This is a genomic window from Streptomyces sp. NPDC054863 (assembly GCF_053610825.1).
Window position 1 is genome coordinate 69167 of record NZ_JBSGZD010000006.1, and the last position, 17882, is coordinate 87048.

General features: G+C 67.2%; 18 protein-coding genes and 1 pseudogene. 9 read left to right on the top strand and 10 right to left on the bottom strand.

The window, feature by feature from the left end:
• Positions 1-41: 41 nt before the first annotated feature.
• Positions 42-1022 carry a hypothetical protein gene (locus ACWGIG_RS02715; protein WP_453319659.1) on the bottom strand — a complete coding sequence of 327 codons (981 nt, stop codon included), beginning with the start codon at positions 1020-1022 and terminating at the stop codon, positions 42-44.
• Between the two features lie 287 nt (positions 1023-1309).
• Between ACWGIG_RS02715 and ACWGIG_RS02720 the strand changes: the two genes are divergently transcribed.
• On the top strand, positions 1310-2419 hold the full coding sequence (locus tag ACWGIG_RS02720; RefSeq protein WP_453319660.1) for a Gfo/Idh/MocA family protein: 1110 nt from the start codon (positions 1310-1312) through the stop codon (positions 2417-2419).
• A 351-nt stretch (positions 2420-2770) separates the two neighbouring features.
• On the opposite strand, the gene ACWGIG_RS02725 is transcribed toward ACWGIG_RS02720, so the two are convergent.
• The 6 genes from ACWGIG_RS02725 to ACWGIG_RS02750 form a co-directional block, all read right to left on the bottom strand.
• A complete protein-coding gene (locus tag ACWGIG_RS02725) occupies positions 2771-3631 on the bottom strand; it encodes a fumarylacetoacetate hydrolase family protein (protein ID WP_453319661.1) in 861 nt (286 codons plus the stop codon).
• Between the two features lie 152 nt (positions 3632-3783).
• Positions 3784-4536, bottom strand: coding sequence for a YidC/Oxa1 family membrane protein insertase (locus tag ACWGIG_RS02730; protein ID WP_453319681.1), 753 nt, complete (start codon positions 4534-4536; stop codon positions 3784-3786).
• Positions 4537-4630: 94 nt separating this feature from the next.
• Positions 4631-4903, bottom strand: a complete 273-nt coding sequence (locus ACWGIG_RS02735) for a DUF6412 domain-containing protein (protein ID WP_453319682.1) — start codon at positions 4901-4903, stop codon at positions 4631-4633.
• A 112-nt stretch (positions 4904-5015) separates the two neighbouring features.
• Positions 5016-6530, bottom strand: coding sequence for a sodium:solute symporter family protein (locus tag ACWGIG_RS02740; RefSeq protein ID WP_453319662.1), 1515 nt, complete (start codon positions 6528-6530; stop codon positions 5016-5018).
• Positions 6527-6688: a DUF3311 domain-containing protein gene (locus ACWGIG_RS02745; RefSeq protein ID WP_453319683.1), complete on the bottom strand. Its 162-nt coding sequence runs from the start codon at positions 6686-6688 to the stop codon at positions 6527-6529. Before ACWGIG_RS02745 ends, ACWGIG_RS02740 begins: the two co-directional genes overlap by 4 nt.
• Before the next feature lie 143 nt (positions 6689-6831).
• The gene (locus tag ACWGIG_RS02750; RefSeq protein ID WP_453319663.1) at positions 6832-7650 is read right to left on the bottom strand and encodes a class E sortase; all 819 of its coding nucleotides are present in this window, start codon (positions 7648-7650) and stop codon (positions 6832-6834) included.
• Between the two features lie 332 nt (positions 7651-7982).
• On the opposite strand from ACWGIG_RS02750, the gene ACWGIG_RS02755 reads away from it, so the two are divergent.
• The 3 genes from ACWGIG_RS02755 (at position 7983) to ACWGIG_RS02765 (ending at position 12810) form a co-directional block, all read left to right on the top strand.
• A complete protein-coding gene (locus tag ACWGIG_RS02755) occupies positions 7983-9017 on the top strand; it encodes an SEC-C metal-binding domain-containing protein (protein WP_453319684.1) in 1035 nt (344 codons plus the stop codon).
• A 149-nt stretch (positions 9018-9166) separates the two neighbouring features.
• Positions 9167-9598 carry a very short patch repair endonuclease gene (locus tag ACWGIG_RS02760; RefSeq protein ID WP_453319685.1) on the top strand — a complete coding sequence of 144 codons (432 nt, stop codon included), beginning with the start codon at positions 9167-9169 and terminating at the stop codon, positions 9596-9598.
• A 71-nt stretch (positions 9599-9669) separates the two neighbouring features.
• On the top strand, positions 9670-12810 hold the full coding sequence (locus tag ACWGIG_RS02765) for a DUF3427 domain-containing protein (RefSeq protein ID WP_453319664.1): 3141 nt from the start codon (positions 9670-9672) through the stop codon (positions 12808-12810).
• Here the strand turns inward: ACWGIG_RS02765 and ACWGIG_RS02770 are convergent.
• The 3 genes from ACWGIG_RS02770 to ACWGIG_RS02780 all read right to left on the bottom strand — a co-directional run bounded on the left by ACWGIG_RS02770 (position 12807) and on the right by ACWGIG_RS02780 (position 14905).
• Complete coding sequence (locus tag ACWGIG_RS02770) at positions 12807-13736, bottom strand: YDG/SRA domain-containing protein (RefSeq protein WP_453319665.1); 930 nt, start codon at positions 13734-13736, stop codon at positions 12807-12809. The genes ACWGIG_RS02765 and ACWGIG_RS02770 overlap by 4 nt on opposite strands.
• Before the next feature lie 168 nt (positions 13737-13904).
• Complete coding sequence (locus ACWGIG_RS02775; protein WP_453319666.1) at positions 13905-14267, bottom strand: hypothetical protein; 363 nt, start codon at positions 14265-14267, stop codon at positions 13905-13907.
• Positions 14267-14905, bottom strand: a complete 639-nt coding sequence (locus tag ACWGIG_RS02780) for an ATP-binding protein (RefSeq protein WP_453319667.1) — start codon at positions 14903-14905, stop codon at positions 14267-14269. The genes ACWGIG_RS02775 and ACWGIG_RS02780 overlap by 1 nt, the downstream gene beginning before the upstream one ends.
• A gap of 229 nt (positions 14906-15134) precedes the next feature.
• Between ACWGIG_RS02780 and ACWGIG_RS02785 the strand changes: the two genes are divergently transcribed.
• The 5 genes and pseudogenes from ACWGIG_RS02785 (at position 15135) to ACWGIG_RS02805 (ending at position 17815) form a co-directional block, all read left to right on the top strand.
• Positions 15135-15980, top strand: a complete 846-nt coding sequence (locus ACWGIG_RS02785) for a helix-turn-helix domain-containing protein (RefSeq protein ID WP_453319668.1) — start codon at positions 15135-15137, stop codon at positions 15978-15980.
• Entirely contained in the window at positions 15980-16171 is a 192-nt protein-coding gene (locus ACWGIG_RS02790) for a DUF397 domain-containing protein (protein WP_453319669.1), read from the top strand. The genes ACWGIG_RS02785 and ACWGIG_RS02790 overlap by 1 nt, the downstream gene beginning before the upstream one ends.
• A gap of 170 nt (positions 16172-16341) precedes the next feature.
• A pseudogene (locus ACWGIG_RS02795) lies at positions 16342-16464 on the top strand (DUF397 domain-containing protein); the annotation flags it as partial.
• Positions 16461-16661, top strand: coding sequence for a DUF397 domain-containing protein (locus tag ACWGIG_RS02800; protein WP_453319670.1), 201 nt, complete (start codon positions 16461-16463; stop codon positions 16659-16661). The pseudogene ACWGIG_RS02795 and the gene ACWGIG_RS02800, both read left to right, overlap by 4 nt.
• A gap of 269 nt (positions 16662-16930) precedes the next feature.
• Positions 16931-17815: an excalibur calcium-binding domain-containing protein gene (locus ACWGIG_RS02805; protein WP_453319671.1), complete on the top strand. Its 885-nt coding sequence runs from the start codon at positions 16931-16933 to the stop codon at positions 17813-17815.
• Positions 17816-17882 lie beyond the last annotated feature (67 nt).

The following is a 17882-nucleotide window of genomic DNA, read 5'->3' on the forward strand; positions in this document are numbered from 1 at the left end:
CGCCGGAGCTGCCCGGGTACGCCTCCTGCTCCTCCTGCTCCTCAGCTCTCCGGCTGCGCGCGCCGCACCGCCCTCGGCGCCGTCAGAAACCGCCGGGACCCCGCCAGCAGGGCTCCGCCACCGAGGAGGAGGGCGGCGGCGGTGCCCCCGAGCCCGAGCAGAGGCCCCGGACCCGACTGTGCGAGCTCGGGCCGACTCCCGGCAGCCTGCGAGTAACTTCCGTCTCCTGTAAGGGCGTTGCGGTCGACGGCGAACCGGTAGTCGGCGGACTGGCCGACCCATTCGCCGTCGTGGTCCTTGCGCTGGACGACGGCGGTGTTGGCGACGACGGAGTTGGTACGGGCGGCCCCGGTGAACGCGAGCCGCACCCGCACGCTCACCGTGCGGCCGGCCCCGACCGTGAAGCCGGGGATTCCGTCGCCGAAGACGCCGATGAGCTCGTCCTCGTCGGTACGGACGAAGGGGACGGGGTGCCGGCCGCCGGAGGCGGTGTCGTAGAACTCGGCCCGGACGTGGTCGGGCCGAAGGTTTCTGCCCCGGTCGACGAGGACGAGGACGGGGTGGATGTCGTGGCAGGCGGCGCCGGTGTCATTGGTGAGGTCGACGTACCACTCGGCACTGTCACCGCCGGGCTCGTAGGTGCCGGGCCCGCCGTGGATGCGCGTACCGAGGGGGAAGTCGACACTGTGCGGATCACCACAGGACGGCTGCTGCTGGTCGGCGCGGGGTGCGGTGGTGGTGATGTGACGGGCGGCAGCCCCGAGGTGGCGGGAGGCAGCCCCGATGTGACGGGAGGCAGCCTCGATGCGGCGGGGGACGGTGGCTTCCTGCGGGCGGTGGCCCTGCGGAGGCGCAGGCTCCGCGCACTGCGAACCCCGCCGCACACTCGCCCCCGCACTCACCCCCCACTGCAAGGACACGGCGCAGCTCTCCCGGTACGGAAGGCCGTCGGCCACGGCGGAGGGGGCCGGTGCAAGCGTCGCGGCGGCGACCCCCAGCACAAGTGCACAGCGCAGTCGCATGAGTTGGCCTCTCCACATCAGGCGGTAAGCCCACCGAGCAAACGCGCGGCCGAGCGCCCGCGCCCGGCCATGGTCCGTGACCTTGCCATGCGGACCAGTGACGCGTGCAGCGCCACACCCGGTACGGCCGAACAGCGTCCAAAATCCCCCCTACCAGCCCAATTTCAGCAATTCAGACAGCATGGGTCCTGGGTTCGCCACATCCGACGCCCCGAAGCCCGCGCACGGGCATCCACCCACCACCCACCCTTTTGCACTTCCCCACCTGCGTTGTTTAAGTGGAAACCATGACGCCCACACCTGCCCCACCCGTACCCGCCTCCACCCCTACCGCTCCCCTCCGGGTGGCCCTGATCGGCTACGGACTGGCGGGTTCCGTCTTCCACGCGCCGATGATCGCGGCGACCGAGGGTCTGGTCCTGGACACGGTCGTCACGTCGAACCCTGAGCGCAGGCAGCAGGCCCTCGCGGAGTTCCCCGAGGTGCGCTTCGCGGACTCGCCCGACGACCTGTGGCCCCGCGCCGAGGAACTCGACCTGATCGTCGTCGCCTCCCCGAACAAGACCCACGTCGCGCTCGCGAAGGCCGCCCTGAACGCGGGCCTGCCCGTGATCGTCGACAAGCCGCTCGCCGGCACGGCCGCCGAGGCCCGCGACCTGGCGGCCCTCGCCGCCGAGCGGGGCCTCCTCCTCTCCGTCTTCCAGAACCGCCGCTGGGACAACGACTTCCTCACCCTGCGCGCGCTGCTCGCGGAGGGCGAGCTGGGCGACGTACAGCGCTTCGAGTCGCGGTTCGAGCGGTGGCGTCCGCAGCCGAAGGGCGGCTGGCGCGAGTCCGGCGACCCGGCCGAGATCGGCGGCCTCCTCTACGACCTGGGCAGCCACGTCGTCGACCAGGCACTGACCCTCTTCGGCCCGGTGACGCAGGTGTACGCGGAGTCGGACGTACGACGCCCTGGTGCGGCGGCCGACGACGACACGTTCATCGCCCTCACCCACGCGAACGGCGTCCGCTCCCACCTCTACGTGAGCGCGACCACCGCCCAGCTCGGCCCGCGCTTCCGCGTCCTCGGCTCCCGCGCGGGCTACGTGAAGTACGGCCTGGACCCGCAGGAAGCGGCTCTGCGCGACGGCAGGCGCCCGTCCCCCTCCGCCGCCTGGGGCGAGGAGCCCAAGGAGATGTGGGGCCGCATCGGCTCCGGCGAATCCCCCCTCACGGGCGGCGGCCTGCCGGTCCCGACCCTGCCGGGCGACTACCCCGCCTACTACGAAGCGATCGCCAAGGCCCTGCGCGACGGCTCGAACCCCCCGGTCACAGCCCTGGAAGCGGCAGCAGCCCTCACCGTCCTGGAAGCCGCCCAGAAATCAGCCACAAAGGGCACAACCATCCACCTCTAACCCACTCAACCCCTCGGGCAGCGAGGCCGCCCCTAATCCCCACCCCGAGCCCCCTCGGGCAGCGAGGCCGCCCCTATCCCCACCCCAAGCCCCCTCGGGCAGCGGGGCCGCCCCCTAATCCCCACCCCGCCCTCTTGGGCAGCGGGGCCGCCCCCCGGGGGCGGGACGGGTGGGCAAGGGGGCGGCCCCCACGCGAAGCGCACCCTCTCCGCGACCGCACACGCCCCGCCCCCGCCCCACGGGCACGCCGAACGAAGGCACGAAAGGGCCGAACAACCCCTGCCCGGAGCCAGGGTTCCGCTGTGCCCACCCGTTCCGCCCCTGGCGGAACGCATGCCCACAGCGGTACCCCTACGCCCCCTTCAGCTCCTGCCTCTGCCTCCCCAACCCCCCCACCTCCAGCTCCACCACGTCCCCCGCCCGCAGATACGGCTTCGGCTCCGCCTGCCCCATCGCCACCCCCGCCGGAGTCCCGGTATTGATGACGTCCCCGGGGTAGAGCGTCATGAACTGCGACACGTACCGCACGACCTCCCCCACCCCGAAGATCTGCTCCCCGGTGCTCCCGTCCTGCTTCAGCTCCCCGTTCACCCACAGCTTCAGCCCCAGCGCCTGCGGATCCGGCACCTCGTCCGCAGTCACCAGCCACGGCCCCAGCGGGTTGAACGTCTCGCAGTTCTTCCCCTTGTCCCAGGTGCCGCCCCGCTCGATCTGGAACTCCCGCTCGGACACGTCGTGCGAGGTCGCGTACCCCGCCACACACGCGAGCCCCTCCTCCGCGCCGTCCAGGTACCGGGCGGTCCGCCCGATGACGACCGCGAGCTCGACCTCCCAGTCCGTCTTCTCGCTCCCCCGCGGCACGAGCACGGTGTCGTAAGGACCGACCACCGTGTCCGGCGCCTTGAAGAAGAGGATCGGCTCCTCGGGAATCGGCGCCTCGGTCTCCCGGGCGTGGTCGTGGTAGTTCAGCCCGATGCACACGATCTTGCCGATCCGCCCCAACGGCGGCCCGATCCGCAGCCCCGCCGTGTCCAGCACGGGCAGCGTCCCCGCCCGCGCCGCCGACCTGATCGCCTCCAGGGCGGCGGCGTCGGACAGCAGGGCTCCGTCGATGTCGTTCACGACACCGGACAGGTCCCGTACGGTCACGCCGTCGCCGTCGAGCAGCGCCGGACGTTCCGAACCGGCGGTTCCCACACGCAGCAGCTTCATACCGACTGATCTCCTCGTGGTCGAGGTCGCGCCCAACCCGGCCGCTGATCATCATGTGCCGCGGCCCGGCCACCGGAGAATTTGTCCGATCCTCCAAGGTCGACGCCCGCTCCGCAAGACCACGCCCACTGCGTGGACCGCTCCCCCTGGCTTTACGCCGGTACGGGAACTTCCCCCGCACCCTTCCGCTCCCTGTGCAGCCAAGCCCGCTCGGCCACGGTCCACGCGGTGGTCGTGGCCACGTACAGCCCGGCCGCCAACGGCAGCACCATCGCCGAGACCAAGGTCCCGAACGACAGCAGCGGCATCCACTTGACCAGCCCGGCCCCGGCCCCCTCGCTCATCCCGCCCGGAAGCTGCGGAACATCGGAATGGGCCGCATTCCGCCGCGCCCGCAAGAACGACCAAGTGGCGACCCCGGCCAGCACCACGAAAAGCCCCACGTACACAAGTCCCTGCGCCCCGAAGAATCCCCCGTGCGCCAGCGCATCGCTCCACCGCGACCCCAGCGGCGCGGCGAACAGCCGGTGACCGAGAAGCTCGTTCGCCTTTCCCCCGACCTCCGCCGAGGAGAACACCCGGTACATCACGAAGAAGACCGGCAACTGCACCAGCATGGGCAGCATCCCGGAGAAGGGCGAAACCTTCTCCTTCGTATGCAGCGCCAGAATCTCCTTCTGCATCCGCTCCGGATTCTTCGCGTACTTCTTCCGTACGGCGGCGAGTTGCGGAGCGATCTTCAGCCGCGCCTTCTCACCCCGTACGGCAGCCCGGGCCAGCGGATGGAAGGCGATACGTACCAGCATCGTAAAAACAACAATGGCGGCAGCGGTGGCGGAGACGGCGAACACCGGCTCAAGAAGCGCGGCAAGCCACTCGACAAGGGAAGCGAACAGGGAATACACGGAAAGAGCCCTCCGGGCGTCTCGTCGTACCGAAGATTCAGAAAAGACATCGGTATGACGACCCACGAGAGGCCTGCACAATCCTGAGGTGCCCCTACGCGGCCGTCGGAGACAGCCGGCCCGGCGCTCGCGGCCGGGGCCTGCCCGCCGCATCGGGGTCACGCTGGGCCAGGAAGGCGGTACGCCGCTCCCGGTCGCGGATGGCGGTGCGCACCTTCGTACGCGGAACCCTCGGCACCGTACGCCCGGAGATGAGCGCGCAGGCGATGAGCGCGGCACCGGCGGTGGCGGTCGCGGCGAGCGCGACGGCGCCCGCGAAGCCGAAGCCGCCGAGGTCGAAGAGGACCTGGGCCAGCAGGAAGAACATCAGCAGCGCATAACGCGCACGCCCGGCATTCCTGATCACACCCACCCCTCCCCACTCTCTCTCCGTGACTGCCCCGGCACTCACCGCGACAGTCTTCGCGACTCAACTCACGTCAGCTTGCCACGAGTTCGTCGCCCTTGACCAGTGGGCCCGATTGTGGATCACGGGCCAGCACTTCGTCGTCGGGCCGCTCGTCGCGATCGCGCGGCCCACGGAAGGAGACGGTGAGAGCGACGAGAAGGTTGAGTGCGAGCGCCAGAATTCCGGCGTTCATCCCCCACACGGGATCGTGCCCGCTGAACACCAGCGCACACACGGCTCCCACCCCCACCACCAGCCCGCTCAGCGCCCCCGCCAGAGTCAGCTTCCGCCACACCAGCCCCAGCAGCAGCATGGGCAGCAGTTGCGCCATCCCCTCGTACGAGATCAGCGACAGCCGTACGAGGGTGTTCGGCGCGGTGTACGTGAGCACGAGCGCGAGCGCCCCCGCGACGACCACCACGACCTGCGAGGCCAGTTTCTCCCGCCCCTGCCACCTGGGCACGAGCCCGAGCACGCTCCGCCCCCACATCGTCCCGATGACCAGCATGAACACCGCCATCGGAACGATCGACGACAGGGCAGCCGCAACCCCGACCACCCCCACCACCCAGGCCGGCAACGAGTCGACGACCAGCTTGAAGAGCGCCAGGTTGGAATCCGCCCCGACAAGCCCGGGCACCACGAACAACGCCGCGATCCCCAGCAGCATCGGAATGAACAGCAGCACGTTGTAGGCGGGCAGCCACATCGCATTGCGCCGCAGCCCGTCGGCGGACCGCGCCCCCAGATATCCGGCCACCGTCGTCGGAAAAATCACCACCGTCAAGGAATTCAAGAACGACGTGGTGATGAACCACAGCTGCCCGAACCCGCTCTCCCCGTGCCCGGGAAAAGTCAGCCACTCCCCCTTCTCCGCCACGACCCGGTCCAGGAACGGCTCGTACCCCCCGAAATAATGCAAAGGCACATACACGGCCAGGAACCCCAGCGTAAGAATCACCATCCCGTCCTTGAGGACGGAAACCCAGGCGCTCCCTCTCAGCCCGCTCACCACGACAAAGCCAACAGTCACCGCAAAGCCGATGAAATAGGCCCAGTTGAGGCTGATCGCGCCATAAGAAATCGTCGACACGACCACCCCCATCCCCGTGATCTGCAACTGGATGTACGGCAGCAGGAAAACCGAAGCGAGCACGGCCACCACCGCCCCCACCCACTTCTTCCCGTACCGATGGGCCACCATGTCCGTAATGCCCACCAGCGAATGCCGCCGCGCATAGGCCCACAACATCGGCCCCACGACATAACCCACCGCATAACCACAGGACATGTAAGCCACGACATACAGCACCGGAGCCCCGTAGTTGTACCCCCACCCCGCCGCGCCCAGATAACTGAAACTCGTATATCCCTCCCCCGCCATCAAGACCCAGATGAAGACGGCCCCCAGGCTCCGCCCGCCCACGGACCACTCGGCAAGCCCCCCGCTCCCGCCCCCACGCCCCCGCATGGCAAGCAGCCCGAGCCCGACCGTCCCCACCATGAAAACGCCGAAAATGGACGTGGCCACCACAGCAGAACTCATCGCCTGTGATCCCCCCGCCAGGTCAGCCACACGGCAAAGGGCGTGAGCAAGGTGGCCCCCAACAGCCACACGAACAAGAACGGCAACCCCAGAACCACCGGTTGCACCCGATTCACCCACGGCAGCACGCCCAGATACAGCACATAGGGCACGAGCAGCCACAACAACTGAGGCCGCCGCCGGAGCACATGAGGCCTACGGGACGCGGACGCCGCCTGGAACGTACGCGAGGCAGGAGGAAGATCACTGGACACGCCCGCGACCCTAAGGCCTGAGCCCGCAGCGACCTGTCACCGACCTGTCAGCGCGGCCTCATCCGCACCAGCTTCCCCCACACCACCAGCCGGTACTTGGACGTGAACTCGGGGGTGCAGGTGGTGAGCGTGAGGTAGTACCCCGGCTCGCGATACCCGTACCCCGCCTTGACCCCACTGCGCGGCACGGCCCCGATCACCCCCACGTCCCGGGCCGAGGTCTGCGGCACACCCCCACTCACCACATACGTATAGACAGCCTCCCGCGTCTCCACGGTCACCTCGTCCCCCACCCCCAACCGGTTGATGTACCGGAACGGCTCCCCGTGCGTATTGCGATGCCCGGCCAGCGCGAAGTTCCCGGCCTGCCCCGGCTGAGCGGTCCCGGGGTAGTGCCCGACGTACCCCTTGTCCAGCACGCCCCGCTTCCCGACCCCCTGAGCAACGGGCGCCACCACCCCCACCTTCGGAATCCGAATCACGGCATAGGCCTGATCCCAACGGGGCGGCCCGATACGCTCCCTCCCGGCCCCGCCCCCTGCGCGGCCCCCGGAACCGGCCTCCCCTTCCACAGACGCACCCCCTGAGGCCCCAGCCGCACCCGCGGCGCCCGCTGAACCCGAGCCCGCTGAACCCGAGTCCCCGGAGTCCGAGCCCCCGGAGGAACCCGAGCCCTCCACTCCTGCCCCAGCCGCAACCCCACCCCCGACCCCGACCCCGACCCCGGCCCCCACTCCCACTCCCGCTCCCGCTCCCGCTCCCCCGCCGGGCCCCTCCCACTCCCTCACCAGCTCACGGACGGTCTCCTCCGCCCCACCCCTCGCCTCCCGATTCGTCCACCACACCTGATGCGCGACGAGCAGCATCAGCACCACCCCACAGGTAACAAAGACCTCACCCCCCACCCACAACCCACGGGCCACCCGCCCCCGCCGCCGCCCTGGCCTCCACCGCACCCCGGGCCGACGCCGCCGCACCGCCACCACTCCCACCCCCACCCCTCGCCAAGGCGCGCAAGATAGACCCTCCCCCCTCAACTCACCACCCCCACGAGCGACGTTCCCACCCCGCCCCACCGGGGAACGCTCCCCCCATGCACAACGCCACCCCCACCCCTCCCACCGCCTCCACACCCACCCCGAACCCGGACCCCCATGTCCCTCTCACCCGCACCCCGTACAGCAGTACGGTGTCCCACATGCGCCCCGACACGCCTTCGCCCGCCGACCACACCACCGAAGCCGAGCGTCTGCTGCGCACCGCGGCGCAGTACCCGGAGGACCAGGAGCCCCTCCTCCTCCAAGCAGCGGCCCACCTCGAACTCGCCGGAGACCGGACCCGAGCCGGCACCCTCTACGACCAGCTCCTGACCTCGACCGCTCCGACCCCCGAGAACCCGCCCCTCATCAAGGCCCTCATGGCAGCGAACCTCTGGGAGTACGGCCACGAGGCCGAGGCCCGCGCGATCATCGACGGGATCCGCGCCGCCGCTCCCCGTACCCCGGAACCGTGGGACATCATCGCCGAGGCCCTCGAACAGCACGACGACCTCCAGGCCTCCCACGACTGCTACACCACGGCCCTCACCCTCCTCGTGGACCCCGCCGAGGAAATCCCCTACGCAACCCAGTCCCTCCTCGCCGGCCGCCACCGAGTACGCCGCATGCTCGGCAAGGCCCACGACAACTGGGACGCCCTGGCCGACCGCACCCACACGTCCACCCACACGGACGGCATCACCCTCGACGAACTCCACGACCCGAAGCGCCTGTGGGCCCTGGGCTCCGACAACCCGGCCGAACTCAAAGCCGAAATCGCCCGCCTACGCGCCGAGTTGGGCAGCTACCGCACGGCGCTCTCCCGCCCCTTCCCGGTAGCCCTCCTCCACTGGCCGGCGGCCGACCTCGCCGAACTCCTCGCCACGTACCCCGGCCTCCAGGCCGAGTACCCGTCCCACGAGGCCCACCTCACCCGCCTCGAATCCTCGCTCCGCGAACTCGCCGCCACCGGCACCCCCAACCTCGGCATCGTCACGGGCTCCATCCCCTCCTACGAAGCCTTCGCCGCCTCGGAACGCACCACCCCGGACTCCGTCCCCCTCCTCGCCGAATACACCACCACCCTGGCCGCCCGCGGCAAGGCCACCCCGTGGCCCCCGGCAAGGACGGCGGAATGCTGGTGCGGCTCGGGAGACGCGTACAGGGACTGCCACGGGGCGCCGGGTCCCGCATAGAGCCGGGCCCGGTGCGGCCCTCTCCCCGTACGTCCTCACCGCTGACGATCCACCCCTCGCCGCGACGTACGGGGACACGCACCGGGCACAATGCCTCCGTGCCCCCCGAGCCCCGTCCCGTCCCCTCCTCCGCTGCCGTGTCCGCCCGAATGAGCCGCCAAGGCAGGCGCGACACGGCCCCCGAAGTCGCCGTCCGCAAGCTCCTCCACGCAGCCGGCCTGCGCTACCGCGTGAACGTGCCCGTCCCCGGACTGCGCCGCCGCACGATCGACATCGTCTTCGGCCCCACCAAGATCGCCGTCTTCCTCGACGGCTGCTTCTGGCACGGCTGCCCGGAACACGCGACCCGGCCGAAGTCGAACGCCGAGTGGTGGCGCACCAAGCTCGACAAGAACATGGCCCGCGACCGGGAAACGACCGAGCACCTGGAGGCGGCAGGGTGGACGGTCCTCCGGTACTGGGAGCACGAGACGGCACCCGGAGTCGCCGACGAAGTCATGGACAGGGTTCTCCCACACCACTCGGAGAAGCGATCAAGCTTCCGCCCGACCCCGAGTCTCGTCCACCAGTATCGGCCTTGATCATCGATCACTGATCGCTTGTCAGCGACACCTGTTATTAATCAAGGTGTCGACTCACAGGAGGCCACAGCGTGTCCGCAGCGACCAGCGCATCCCAGCCCGTCCCCGGAATCTACGAGCAGCTGATCACGCTGCGCCTCACTCAACAGCTCAGTGACCTTAAGGCGAGTGGGTGGCGAGCGATCGACGACGAGGTCGGCTCCGAGTCAACTCCCCATGTCCTCGCGCGCCATGTGGCCGAGACTGTGCGCCGACTCCTCCAAAGCTTGCCCGACGTTGATCGCGTACACGCCGCCAACCACATCCTGGAATCGCTCAACACGCTCGAAGGGGCCCGGGAATGGGTTGACTTGATCGCAGACGGCCCGCGGCAGCTGCTCTCCATCGCGGAGCAGGAAGCTCCTGGCGTCTACGCAATCAGGCCGGCCACCCCGCTCTCCGAGACAGCGCTGATCACCAACTCCCCTGAGGACCCCAACCTCGGCTTCGAGTTGCGGGCCGAACTGGCGACCGCCGACCGGGTTGACCTGCTCTGCGCGTTCGTGAAGTGGCACGGCCTGCGGGTGCTGGAGCAGTCCCTCCAGTCGGCGCGTGAGCGGGGCATCCCGATCCGGGTGATCACGACCACGTACATCGGCGCCACCGAGCGCCGAGCGCTCGATCGCCTCGTGCAGGACTTCGGCGCCAAAGTGAAGATCAATTACGAACTCCGGTCGACCCGGCTCCATGCAAAGGCCTGGCTCTTTCGGCGCAACAGCGGTTACGACACCGCATACGTCGGCAGCTCCAACCTTTCCAAAGCCGCGCTGCTCGAAGGCCTGGAGTGGAACGTCCGGCTGTCCTCCGTTGCCACTCCCGCCGTCCTGCGGAAGTTCGAGGCAACCTTCGACTCGTACTGGAGCGAGCCCGCTTTCGAGTCGTACGACCCGGAGCGTGATGGGGAACGTCTCTCAGAGGCCTTGCGCGATGCATCCGGCAGGATGGATCGGACGGATGGCAATCGCCGCATCCAGCTCTCTGGCCTCGACGTACGCCCCTACCCACATCAGCGGGACATGCTGGAGCGCCTTGAGGTGGAACGCACGGTTCACGACCGGCACCACAACCTGCTCGTCGCTGCCACCGGCACAGGCAAGACAGTGATGGCGGCACTCGACTACAAGCACCTCCGCCAGAAACTCGGTCGTGATCTTCGCCTTCTCTTCGTCGCTCACCGTCAAGAAATCTTGCAGCAGTCACTGCGCACGTACCAAGATGTGCTGAACGAAGCGGAGTTCGGTGAGCTGCTTGTCGCTGGGGACATCCCAGAGCGCTGGACCCATGTCTTCGCAAGCGTCCAGTCCCTCAACGCACGCACACTGGAACGGCTCGCCCCGGACCACTTCGACATCATCGTGATCGACGAGTTCCACCACGGAACCGCGCCGACCTACCGGCGCATCATCGACCACTTCCTACCCGAAGAGCTCCTCGGCCTGACAGCAACCCCCGAGCGCATGGACGGGAAGAACGTCCAGGACGAGTTCTTTGACGGCCGGATCGCGGCGGAGATGCGCCTGTGGGAGGCCTTGGAGAACGAACTCCTCAGCCCATTCCACTACTTCGGCATCACCGACAACACCGACATGAGGGCTGTGGAGTGGAAGGGCGGCGGCTACGTCAGCAGCTCCCTCAACAACGTTCTCACCGGCAATGACGCACGTGCCCGCCTCGTCATCAAGGCGGTCCGGGACAAGGTGACCGACCCCGGCTCTATGCGCGCCTTGGGCTTCTGCGTATCCGTCGCCCACGCACACTTCATGGCTGAGGCCTTCCGCTGTGCAGGCCTCAACGCTGCGGCACTTTCCGGCGAGAACACTCGCATGGAACGGGCGCAGGCACTCTCCGACCTCAAGAATGGAAAGCTCCAAGTCCTTTTCTCCGTGGACCTGTTCAACGAGGGCTTGGACGTACCGGACGTCGATACACTGCTCCTCCTGCGGCCGACCTCCAGCGCCACTGTGTTCCTGCAGCAGCTGGGTCGCGGGCTGCGACGCAGTGACGACAAAGCTGTTCTGACCGTTCTCGACTTCATCGGCCAGCACCGCAAGGAATTCCGCTTCGAGAACCAGTTCCGAGCCCTCACCAACCTGACGCGCAAGCGGCTCCAAAAGAGCATCGAGAACGACTTCCCTCAGCTCCCTTCCGGCTGCCAAATCATCCTTGAGCCCAAGGCCAAGAAACTGATCGTGGACAACATCAAGAACCAGATCGGGGTGAACGTCACAGTCCTCGCCGGCGAGGTCGCGTCATACGCAGAGCTGGACTTGGCCACGTACCTCGACGAGAGCGGTCGCGAACTCAAGGAGCTCTACCGCGGAAATGGCAACTCTTGGACGGGGCTTCTCCGCAAGGCAGGGCTGCTGGACGGGCCTGCGCCCGAGGGTGAACCGGCCCTCCTCAAGCGCATGTCGTCGTTCCTCCACGTGGACGATCCGGATCGAGTCCGGGTCTACAGCAAAATGCTGCGCGAAGATGCTCCGTCGTACGCCGACCTGTCAGAACAGGAGCAGGCATACGCACGGATGCTGTTCTTCTCTCTCTGGCCGTTGAGCGGCTTCGACAGCTACGAGGCGGGCTTCTCGTCCCTACACCCGCACGACGCTGTTCGTAACGAGCTCCTTCAGATGCTGGCCTACAACTTGGCACACACGGAGCACGTTCCCCGCCCGCTGGACGGCGAGCTCGCCGGGCTCCCCCTCACCGTGCATGCGTCGTACACCCGCGAAGAAATCCTCCCGGCCCTCGGACAATCCACCTACAACAAATTCCTTCCCGGCCACTTCAGGGAGGGTGTCAAGTGGTGCGAGGCCATCCAGACGGACGCTCTCCTCATCACGCTGGAGAAGGACGAGAAGGACTTCTCTCCGGAGACCCGGTACCGGGATTACGCGATGAGCGAGACGAGGTTCCATTGGGAGTCCCAGAACCAGACGTCCGAAACGTCTCCGACGGGCAAGCGATACCAACAGCATGCCGCGGAAGGAAGCCACGTCCTGCTCTTCGCCCGCCGCTACAAGACCACGGACGTCGGTAGCTCTCAGCCGTGGACGCTGCTTGGACCTGCCGAGTACGTCAAGCACGAGGGAAGCAAGCCGATGGCCATCACTTGGGACCTCCAGCACGAGATGCCCGCCGCGGTATGGACGTACTCGGCAATCGCCGCAAGCTAAATACTCTCGTCCACGATCTTCCAAAAGCGCCGGTGGGCACGTGCGAATCGGGCTTGTACTCGGTGTTCTGCGACGGTCCTGAGCTCTATCGGCGTGACCTGGCCTTCAGCAAATCGATCCACCACACGGAGACCGTTGGTCAGGTACAGCGCGCCACGATCCAACCGGACATGGCAGTTGGGACAGAGACACAACACATTTCCGTCAACGTCGGGGCCCTCACCGGCCCCCAGCGACTGGATGTGAGCTCCCTCTGCGTAGCTCTTCCCGTCTGGCCCCACGGGGAGAGCTACGCGACATATTTGGCACGTATTCCTGTGCCAGCCTTTAACTCTCTTACCCACTGCTGTGTCCCGGATAATTCGGGAAACCGTCGCGGTCTTCCTGCGGGCCGCTCCTGCAAGAACCTCCTTGAACTGCACTTCAAGGGAGGTAACTTCCTGCTTTTCCGCCATGAGCCGCTTCAGTCTGAACCGGCATATCCGAAAACCGTCCACCCCGCTCTCGTCCCAGGCGTCGACAATCTCGTAAAGGCCGTCATATCGATAACCCTTCACAGGGGAGTAATTCACATCCCCCCGATACCCTCGGATTACACGAACCGGGTAGCCCTTGTTCCAGCTCTGGCGAAGCCCTTCGTTTCCATCCCTCTGCCAGGACTGGTCCTCAATCTGCTTCTTCGTCGACGGGTCGCGACCCCCCACACCCGTGTAAACAATCTCGTCCCAGAGGTCCTCGTCGTCGACGTACCCCTTGTTCAGAACGATGGCGTCAGCCGCGCGCGATCCCGCACTGTCAAGCCCCCAGGAAATGCCCGCTTGCGCCTCTTTGTGGAGACCTGCGACCTTTACCTCACTGCGGGAAGTGAACAGGGTTCCGGCGGGGGTCGCATTTATATGGCCGAAGCTGGCTCTGTACGCAGTCATCCGAACATGCTGCCGAGATCAGGGAAGAACTCGATCACTCAGACGAGTTGGTGGACAGATGAGGCGAAAAGTCATCTACCTGTGGCCAGAAACATGCCACCCAGCCCACCTGTATGCCTTCTTCCGATATCAGCATGAATAGCTACAAGTAGCCCATGGCGCCGTGAATCACTTGTCCATCTGAGCGACAGCCCTCGCAAAGGACGCCCGAAGGTCCTCCACTACAGATTCCAGTTGTGCGAGCACATGCAGGACAGCGCCCTCACCACGGCAGCCCAGGGGCGGTGCCACGGAGCACCATTGGATTGGCGCCGACGTCACCACCACCTCGCTCACAACCTCTACCCCCACCAGGAACGGATCGTCCCGACTATCCGTCGAAGCGAGCGGGAAGATCGAGACATCTGAGAGAAACCCGGTCGCCTGAACGGACTTCACGAGGAACCAGAGGTCATCCGTGTCGTCGAATTCGTAATGGCCGTTGCCGAGCTCTTGGAGGAACTCAGCAACGCGCTCCGGCGCGTAAGCCATCAACCGGCCTTCTTGTACTCGGCGTAGAAGCGGTCCTCCGCCTGCTCCAGCGCCGACACCGGGTCACTCCCCTGGATTACGAGGCAGTGCAGGAGGTCCGCGATGAGAGACGTCGCCGAGTCCTCCAGCACGGGGAGTCGCGCCAGACCGAGGGCTGCGGCTGCTTCGTCACCGCGATAGGTGTCCAGGGCTGCCAGAGCCCGTTCCACCCGAAAGCGCTGCCCGTACGCGCTCCGCGAGAACTCGCACCACACGGCCTTGCCCGTCGCGGTCTGCACCGTTCCCCAGTCCAGAGCCATGCCGGCCAGCAGGTGCAGGCCGCGGCCACACTCCACACCGCACTCGGGGTCGCCGAACGCGGGAGGCCGATGGCTCGTGTCGTGAACCTCGACCCGCAGCGTGGTGATGCTTGCCTCCATGACGAGGGTCGCCGCCGAGTGCTCGCCCACGTGCTTGATGACGTTCGTCGCGAGCTCGGTGACTGCCAACTCCGCCTCATCGACGAGGTCGGGGACGCCCCACTGCGTGAGTTGCTCGCGCACCGACTTGCGGAGAGTCCCCATCTTCGCCGGTTTCGCTTCGAAGGCCAGCACACAGCGGGCCGGGGATCGGGTGATGGTGACGGCGTTGTCGCGCATGGCCTCACTCCCTCTCGTCGCCACGACAGCACTGCACCTGCTGTATCCATACAGCTGCGCTGCGTAGCGGTACGTCTGCGAGTATGACTCTTGAGATGTCGCCTTGTGTAACTTCTCGCAGAAACTTCCCCCGAAAGACTCACGGAGGCGCCAACTCAGCTTGAAATGGACCTAATTGAGTAGATCTACGTATCAGGCAAACCAGAGCAGAGATCGGAGAGCTTGCTCCATGCCTTCTGGACCCACTACTCGCAGGCGCCAACTCGGGGCGACGCTGCGCAAGTTGCGTGATCGCAAAGACATGACACTGGAGGAGGCCGGGAAGCTGATCGGGGTTTCCAAGGCCACCATCAGCCGCTACGAAACGAAGGAAGGGCCGATCAAGTGGCCCATCGCGGACGCTCTTTGCAGGGCGTACGGCGCCAGCGACGCCGAGCGTGAAGCGATCATCGACCTCGCAAAGGAAGCCAAGGTCCAGGGCTGGTGGACCTCGCTCGGCAGCAAGATCCCCGAGTCGATGAACTTCCTTCTGACCCTTGAGGACGATGCCGTCCGGGAGGACCACTTCGCCTGCGCATACGTGCCCGGCCTGTTGCAGACCCGCGGATACGCGGAGGCGATCGTTCGGGCGTCCGACATGCGGCAGCCTGCCAAGGAAGTCGAACGCCAGGTGAGCATCCGCCTCAAGCGGCAGGAGATCCTCAAACGCTCAGATCCACCCCACATTTGGGCGGTTCTGGATGAGTCCGTGGTCCGCCGCAGTGTCGGAAGCGCCAGCATCATGCGGGAGCAACTGGACTACCTCCTGGCCTGCGCGAACAGTCCTCATGTGACGTTGCAGATCCTGCCGTTCGCCTCGGGTGCCCATGCCTCCGCCATGGGCAGCTTCGTTATCCTGGGCGGCCCACAGCCTTCCTTGGATGTCGTGTACCTGGACATCCTCACGGGGGCGCTCTTCCTTGAGAAGGAGGAAGAGTTGGACCGCTACCGCCAGGCATTCGATTACCTGCGCGCACAGGCGCTCGACATCACCGCCTCTGCGGCGCTGATCAAGAGGGCCCACAAGGAGATGTGATGACGAACGACGCCCTTGACTGGTTCAAGTCCTCGTACAGCGGGGGCGCGAACACCGAGTGCGTAGAGGTCGCGGACTTGCAGGCCGGAGCAGCAGTCCGAGACAGCAAGGAAGCTGAAGGCCCCATGATCACCGTCGGTAGTGGTTCCTGGCTTCAGTTCATCGGCGCCCTTCGAAGCAACAGCCTGTAGAGATGCACGGCGCTGCTGTGCTGTGACACCAGGAACCATGCAGCAGCAGTGCTGTCCCGGTCCCTCCCCGTCGCGCCCTCGGAGGAACACTCCCGATGACCTGGTCCGCTGAACCGAGTTGGCAGAAGAGCAGCTACAGCAACGGCACGGGCGGGTAGTGCGTCGAGGTCGCCCCGCGCCCCGCATGCACCGCCGTACGTGACTCGAAGGCACCCGACGGACCCCGGATCACTTTGCGACGCGCGACGTGGACGGGGTTCATACGGTCGGTGCAGGGCGGGGAGATGTCGTGACGGCCGGCACTGGGGACTGGTTCAAGTCGTCCTACAGCGGCGGCAGCGGAACCGAGTGCGTCGAGACTGCGTACGCGGGCGGCTCGGCCGCCGTGCGGGACTCCAAGTGCGTCGGCGGGCCGATCGTCTCCGTACGCAACGCCACCTGGGCCGAGTTCGTACGGGCGGTACGGCGCGGGGACCTCGGACCGGCGTGAGTGGGGTGGCACTCAGCCCGGGCCCGGGGTGACGTGTAGGCCCAGCAGTGCACCCCGCTGCTCACTCCGGTCCGACTTCACCCGTAGCGCCCCCACCCGCACATCCGGCTGGGTGGGGAGCGGCGCATGCGGTGGAGTGCGAGGGGGTAAACGGCTTCTTCAGGCCAATTGGGCACCAGTTCATTACTTGACCTTCACAAGACTGCCATCATCGGCCTCTCAGTTCACTACCCATGCCTGGGGGGCACGAGTTGTTGAGGAAGAGTGCGATGCGTCAGCGCGCGGCGTTGACGAGTGGGGTTGCCGTGGTCCTGGCGGTGACGCTGGCGGGGTGCGGGGGCGGTACTTCGACGGATGCCAAGCCGGTGGGGGCCGAGGCAAGCAAGACCGCTACGGGGACGGCTGACGCGACTCCTTCGGCCACGGCCACGCCCTCTCCGGCAGGGGATGTGCTCGGCCTCGTCGACGACACCGCGAGCGTGAAGAGTGTCAAGCCGATCATCGTGAACGTACTGGCGAACGACACCTTCGCCGCGGCCGGTGGTGCCGCCGAACCCTTCAAGGAGGCGGTACGGAAGGGGAAGTTCACGCTCTCGCTCGACACGCGGCCCACCACGGGGGCCGCCGTCGTCGGCGCGGGCGGGAGCAGCTTCGTCTACACGCCGCAGGCGGGGTTCGGGGGCGAGGACCAGTTCACGTACAAGATCGTCGTTGACGGTGCCGGGGTTGGCGCCGGGGGTGAGGGTGCAACTCCTCTCACAGGTACGGCTGTTGTTCGGCTCACCGTGTCCGCGCCCAAGCCTGCACCGGTCAAGACCAAGAAGCCCGCGCCGACGGTCTACTACAAGAACTGCGCCGCGGCACGCGCCGCGGGCGTCGCACCGATCAGGAAGGGCCGGCCCGGTTACGGGCGCCACCTGGACCGGGACGGGGACGGCGTGGGCTGCGACTCCTCCTCCGGGGGAAGCGGAGGGAGCGGCAGCACCTCGGGGAGCGGGGGAAGCAGTGCCTCCGGTGGGGGCGGAGGCGGCAGCGTCTCGTACAAGAACTGCTCCGCCGTGCGCGCCGCCGGCGCCGCACCGATCAGGGCGGGCGATCCCGGTTACGGACGTCATCTGGACCGCGACGGGGACGGCGTGGGCTGCGAGTCCTAGGGGGTGTGCCGGGGGGGGGGGGGCGCCCCCGGCCCCCCCCCGTCCGGGTGGGGCGGGCCGCCCCCGG

What these genes read in the sequence shown, in the direction of transcription:
- ACWGIG_RS02755 (WP_453319684.1), top strand. Translation starts at nt 7,983, where the DNA reads ATGCGCCCCGACACGCCTTCGCCCGCCGACCACACCACCGAAGCCGAG.
- ACWGIG_RS02735 (WP_453319682.1), bottom strand. Translation starts at nt 4,903, where the DNA reads ATGTTCTTCCTGCTGGCCCAGGTCCTCTTCGACCTCGGCGGCTTCGGC.
- ACWGIG_RS02780 (WP_453319667.1), bottom strand. Translation starts at nt 14,905, where the DNA reads ATGCGCGACAACGCCGTCACCATCACCCGATCCCCGGCCCGCTGTGTG.
- ACWGIG_RS02770 (WP_453319665.1), bottom strand. Translation starts at nt 13,736, where the DNA reads ATGACTGCGTACAGAGCCAGCTTCGGCCATATAAATGCGACCCCCGCC.
- ACWGIG_RS02790 (WP_453319669.1), top strand. Translation starts at nt 15,980, where the DNA reads ATGACGAACGACGCCCTTGACTGGTTCAAGTCCTCGTACAGCGGGGGC.
- ACWGIG_RS02725 (WP_453319661.1), bottom strand. Translation starts at nt 3,631, where the DNA reads ATGAAGCTGCTGCGTGTGGGAACCGCCGGTTCGGAACGTCCGGCGCTG.
- ACWGIG_RS02740 (WP_453319662.1), bottom strand. Translation starts at nt 6,530, where the DNA reads ATGAGTTCTGCTGTGGTGGCCACGTCCATTTTCGGCGTTTTCATGGTG.
- ACWGIG_RS02750 (WP_453319663.1), bottom strand. Translation starts at nt 7,650, where the DNA reads ATGCTGCTCGTCGCGCATCAGGTGTGGTGGACGAATCGGGAGGCGAGG.
- ACWGIG_RS02715 (WP_453319659.1), bottom strand. Translation starts at nt 1,022, where the DNA reads ATGCGACTGCGCTGTGCACTTGTGCTGGGGGTCGCCGCCGCGACGCTT.
- ACWGIG_RS02775 (WP_453319666.1), bottom strand. Translation starts at nt 14,267, where the DNA reads ATGGCTTACGCGCCGGAGCGCGTTGCTGAGTTCCTCCAAGAGCTCGGC.
- ACWGIG_RS02805 (WP_453319671.1), top strand. Translation starts at nt 16,931, where the DNA reads ATGCGTCAGCGCGCGGCGTTGACGAGTGGGGTTGCCGTGGTCCTGGCG.
- ACWGIG_RS02760 (WP_453319685.1), top strand. Translation starts at nt 9,167, where the DNA reads ATGAGCCGCCAAGGCAGGCGCGACACGGCCCCCGAAGTCGCCGTCCGC.
- ACWGIG_RS02720 (WP_453319660.1), top strand. Translation starts at nt 1,310, where the DNA reads ATGACGCCCACACCTGCCCCACCCGTACCCGCCTCCACCCCTACCGCT.
- ACWGIG_RS02785 (WP_453319668.1), top strand. Translation starts at nt 15,135, where the DNA reads ATGCCTTCTGGACCCACTACTCGCAGGCGCCAACTCGGGGCGACGCTG.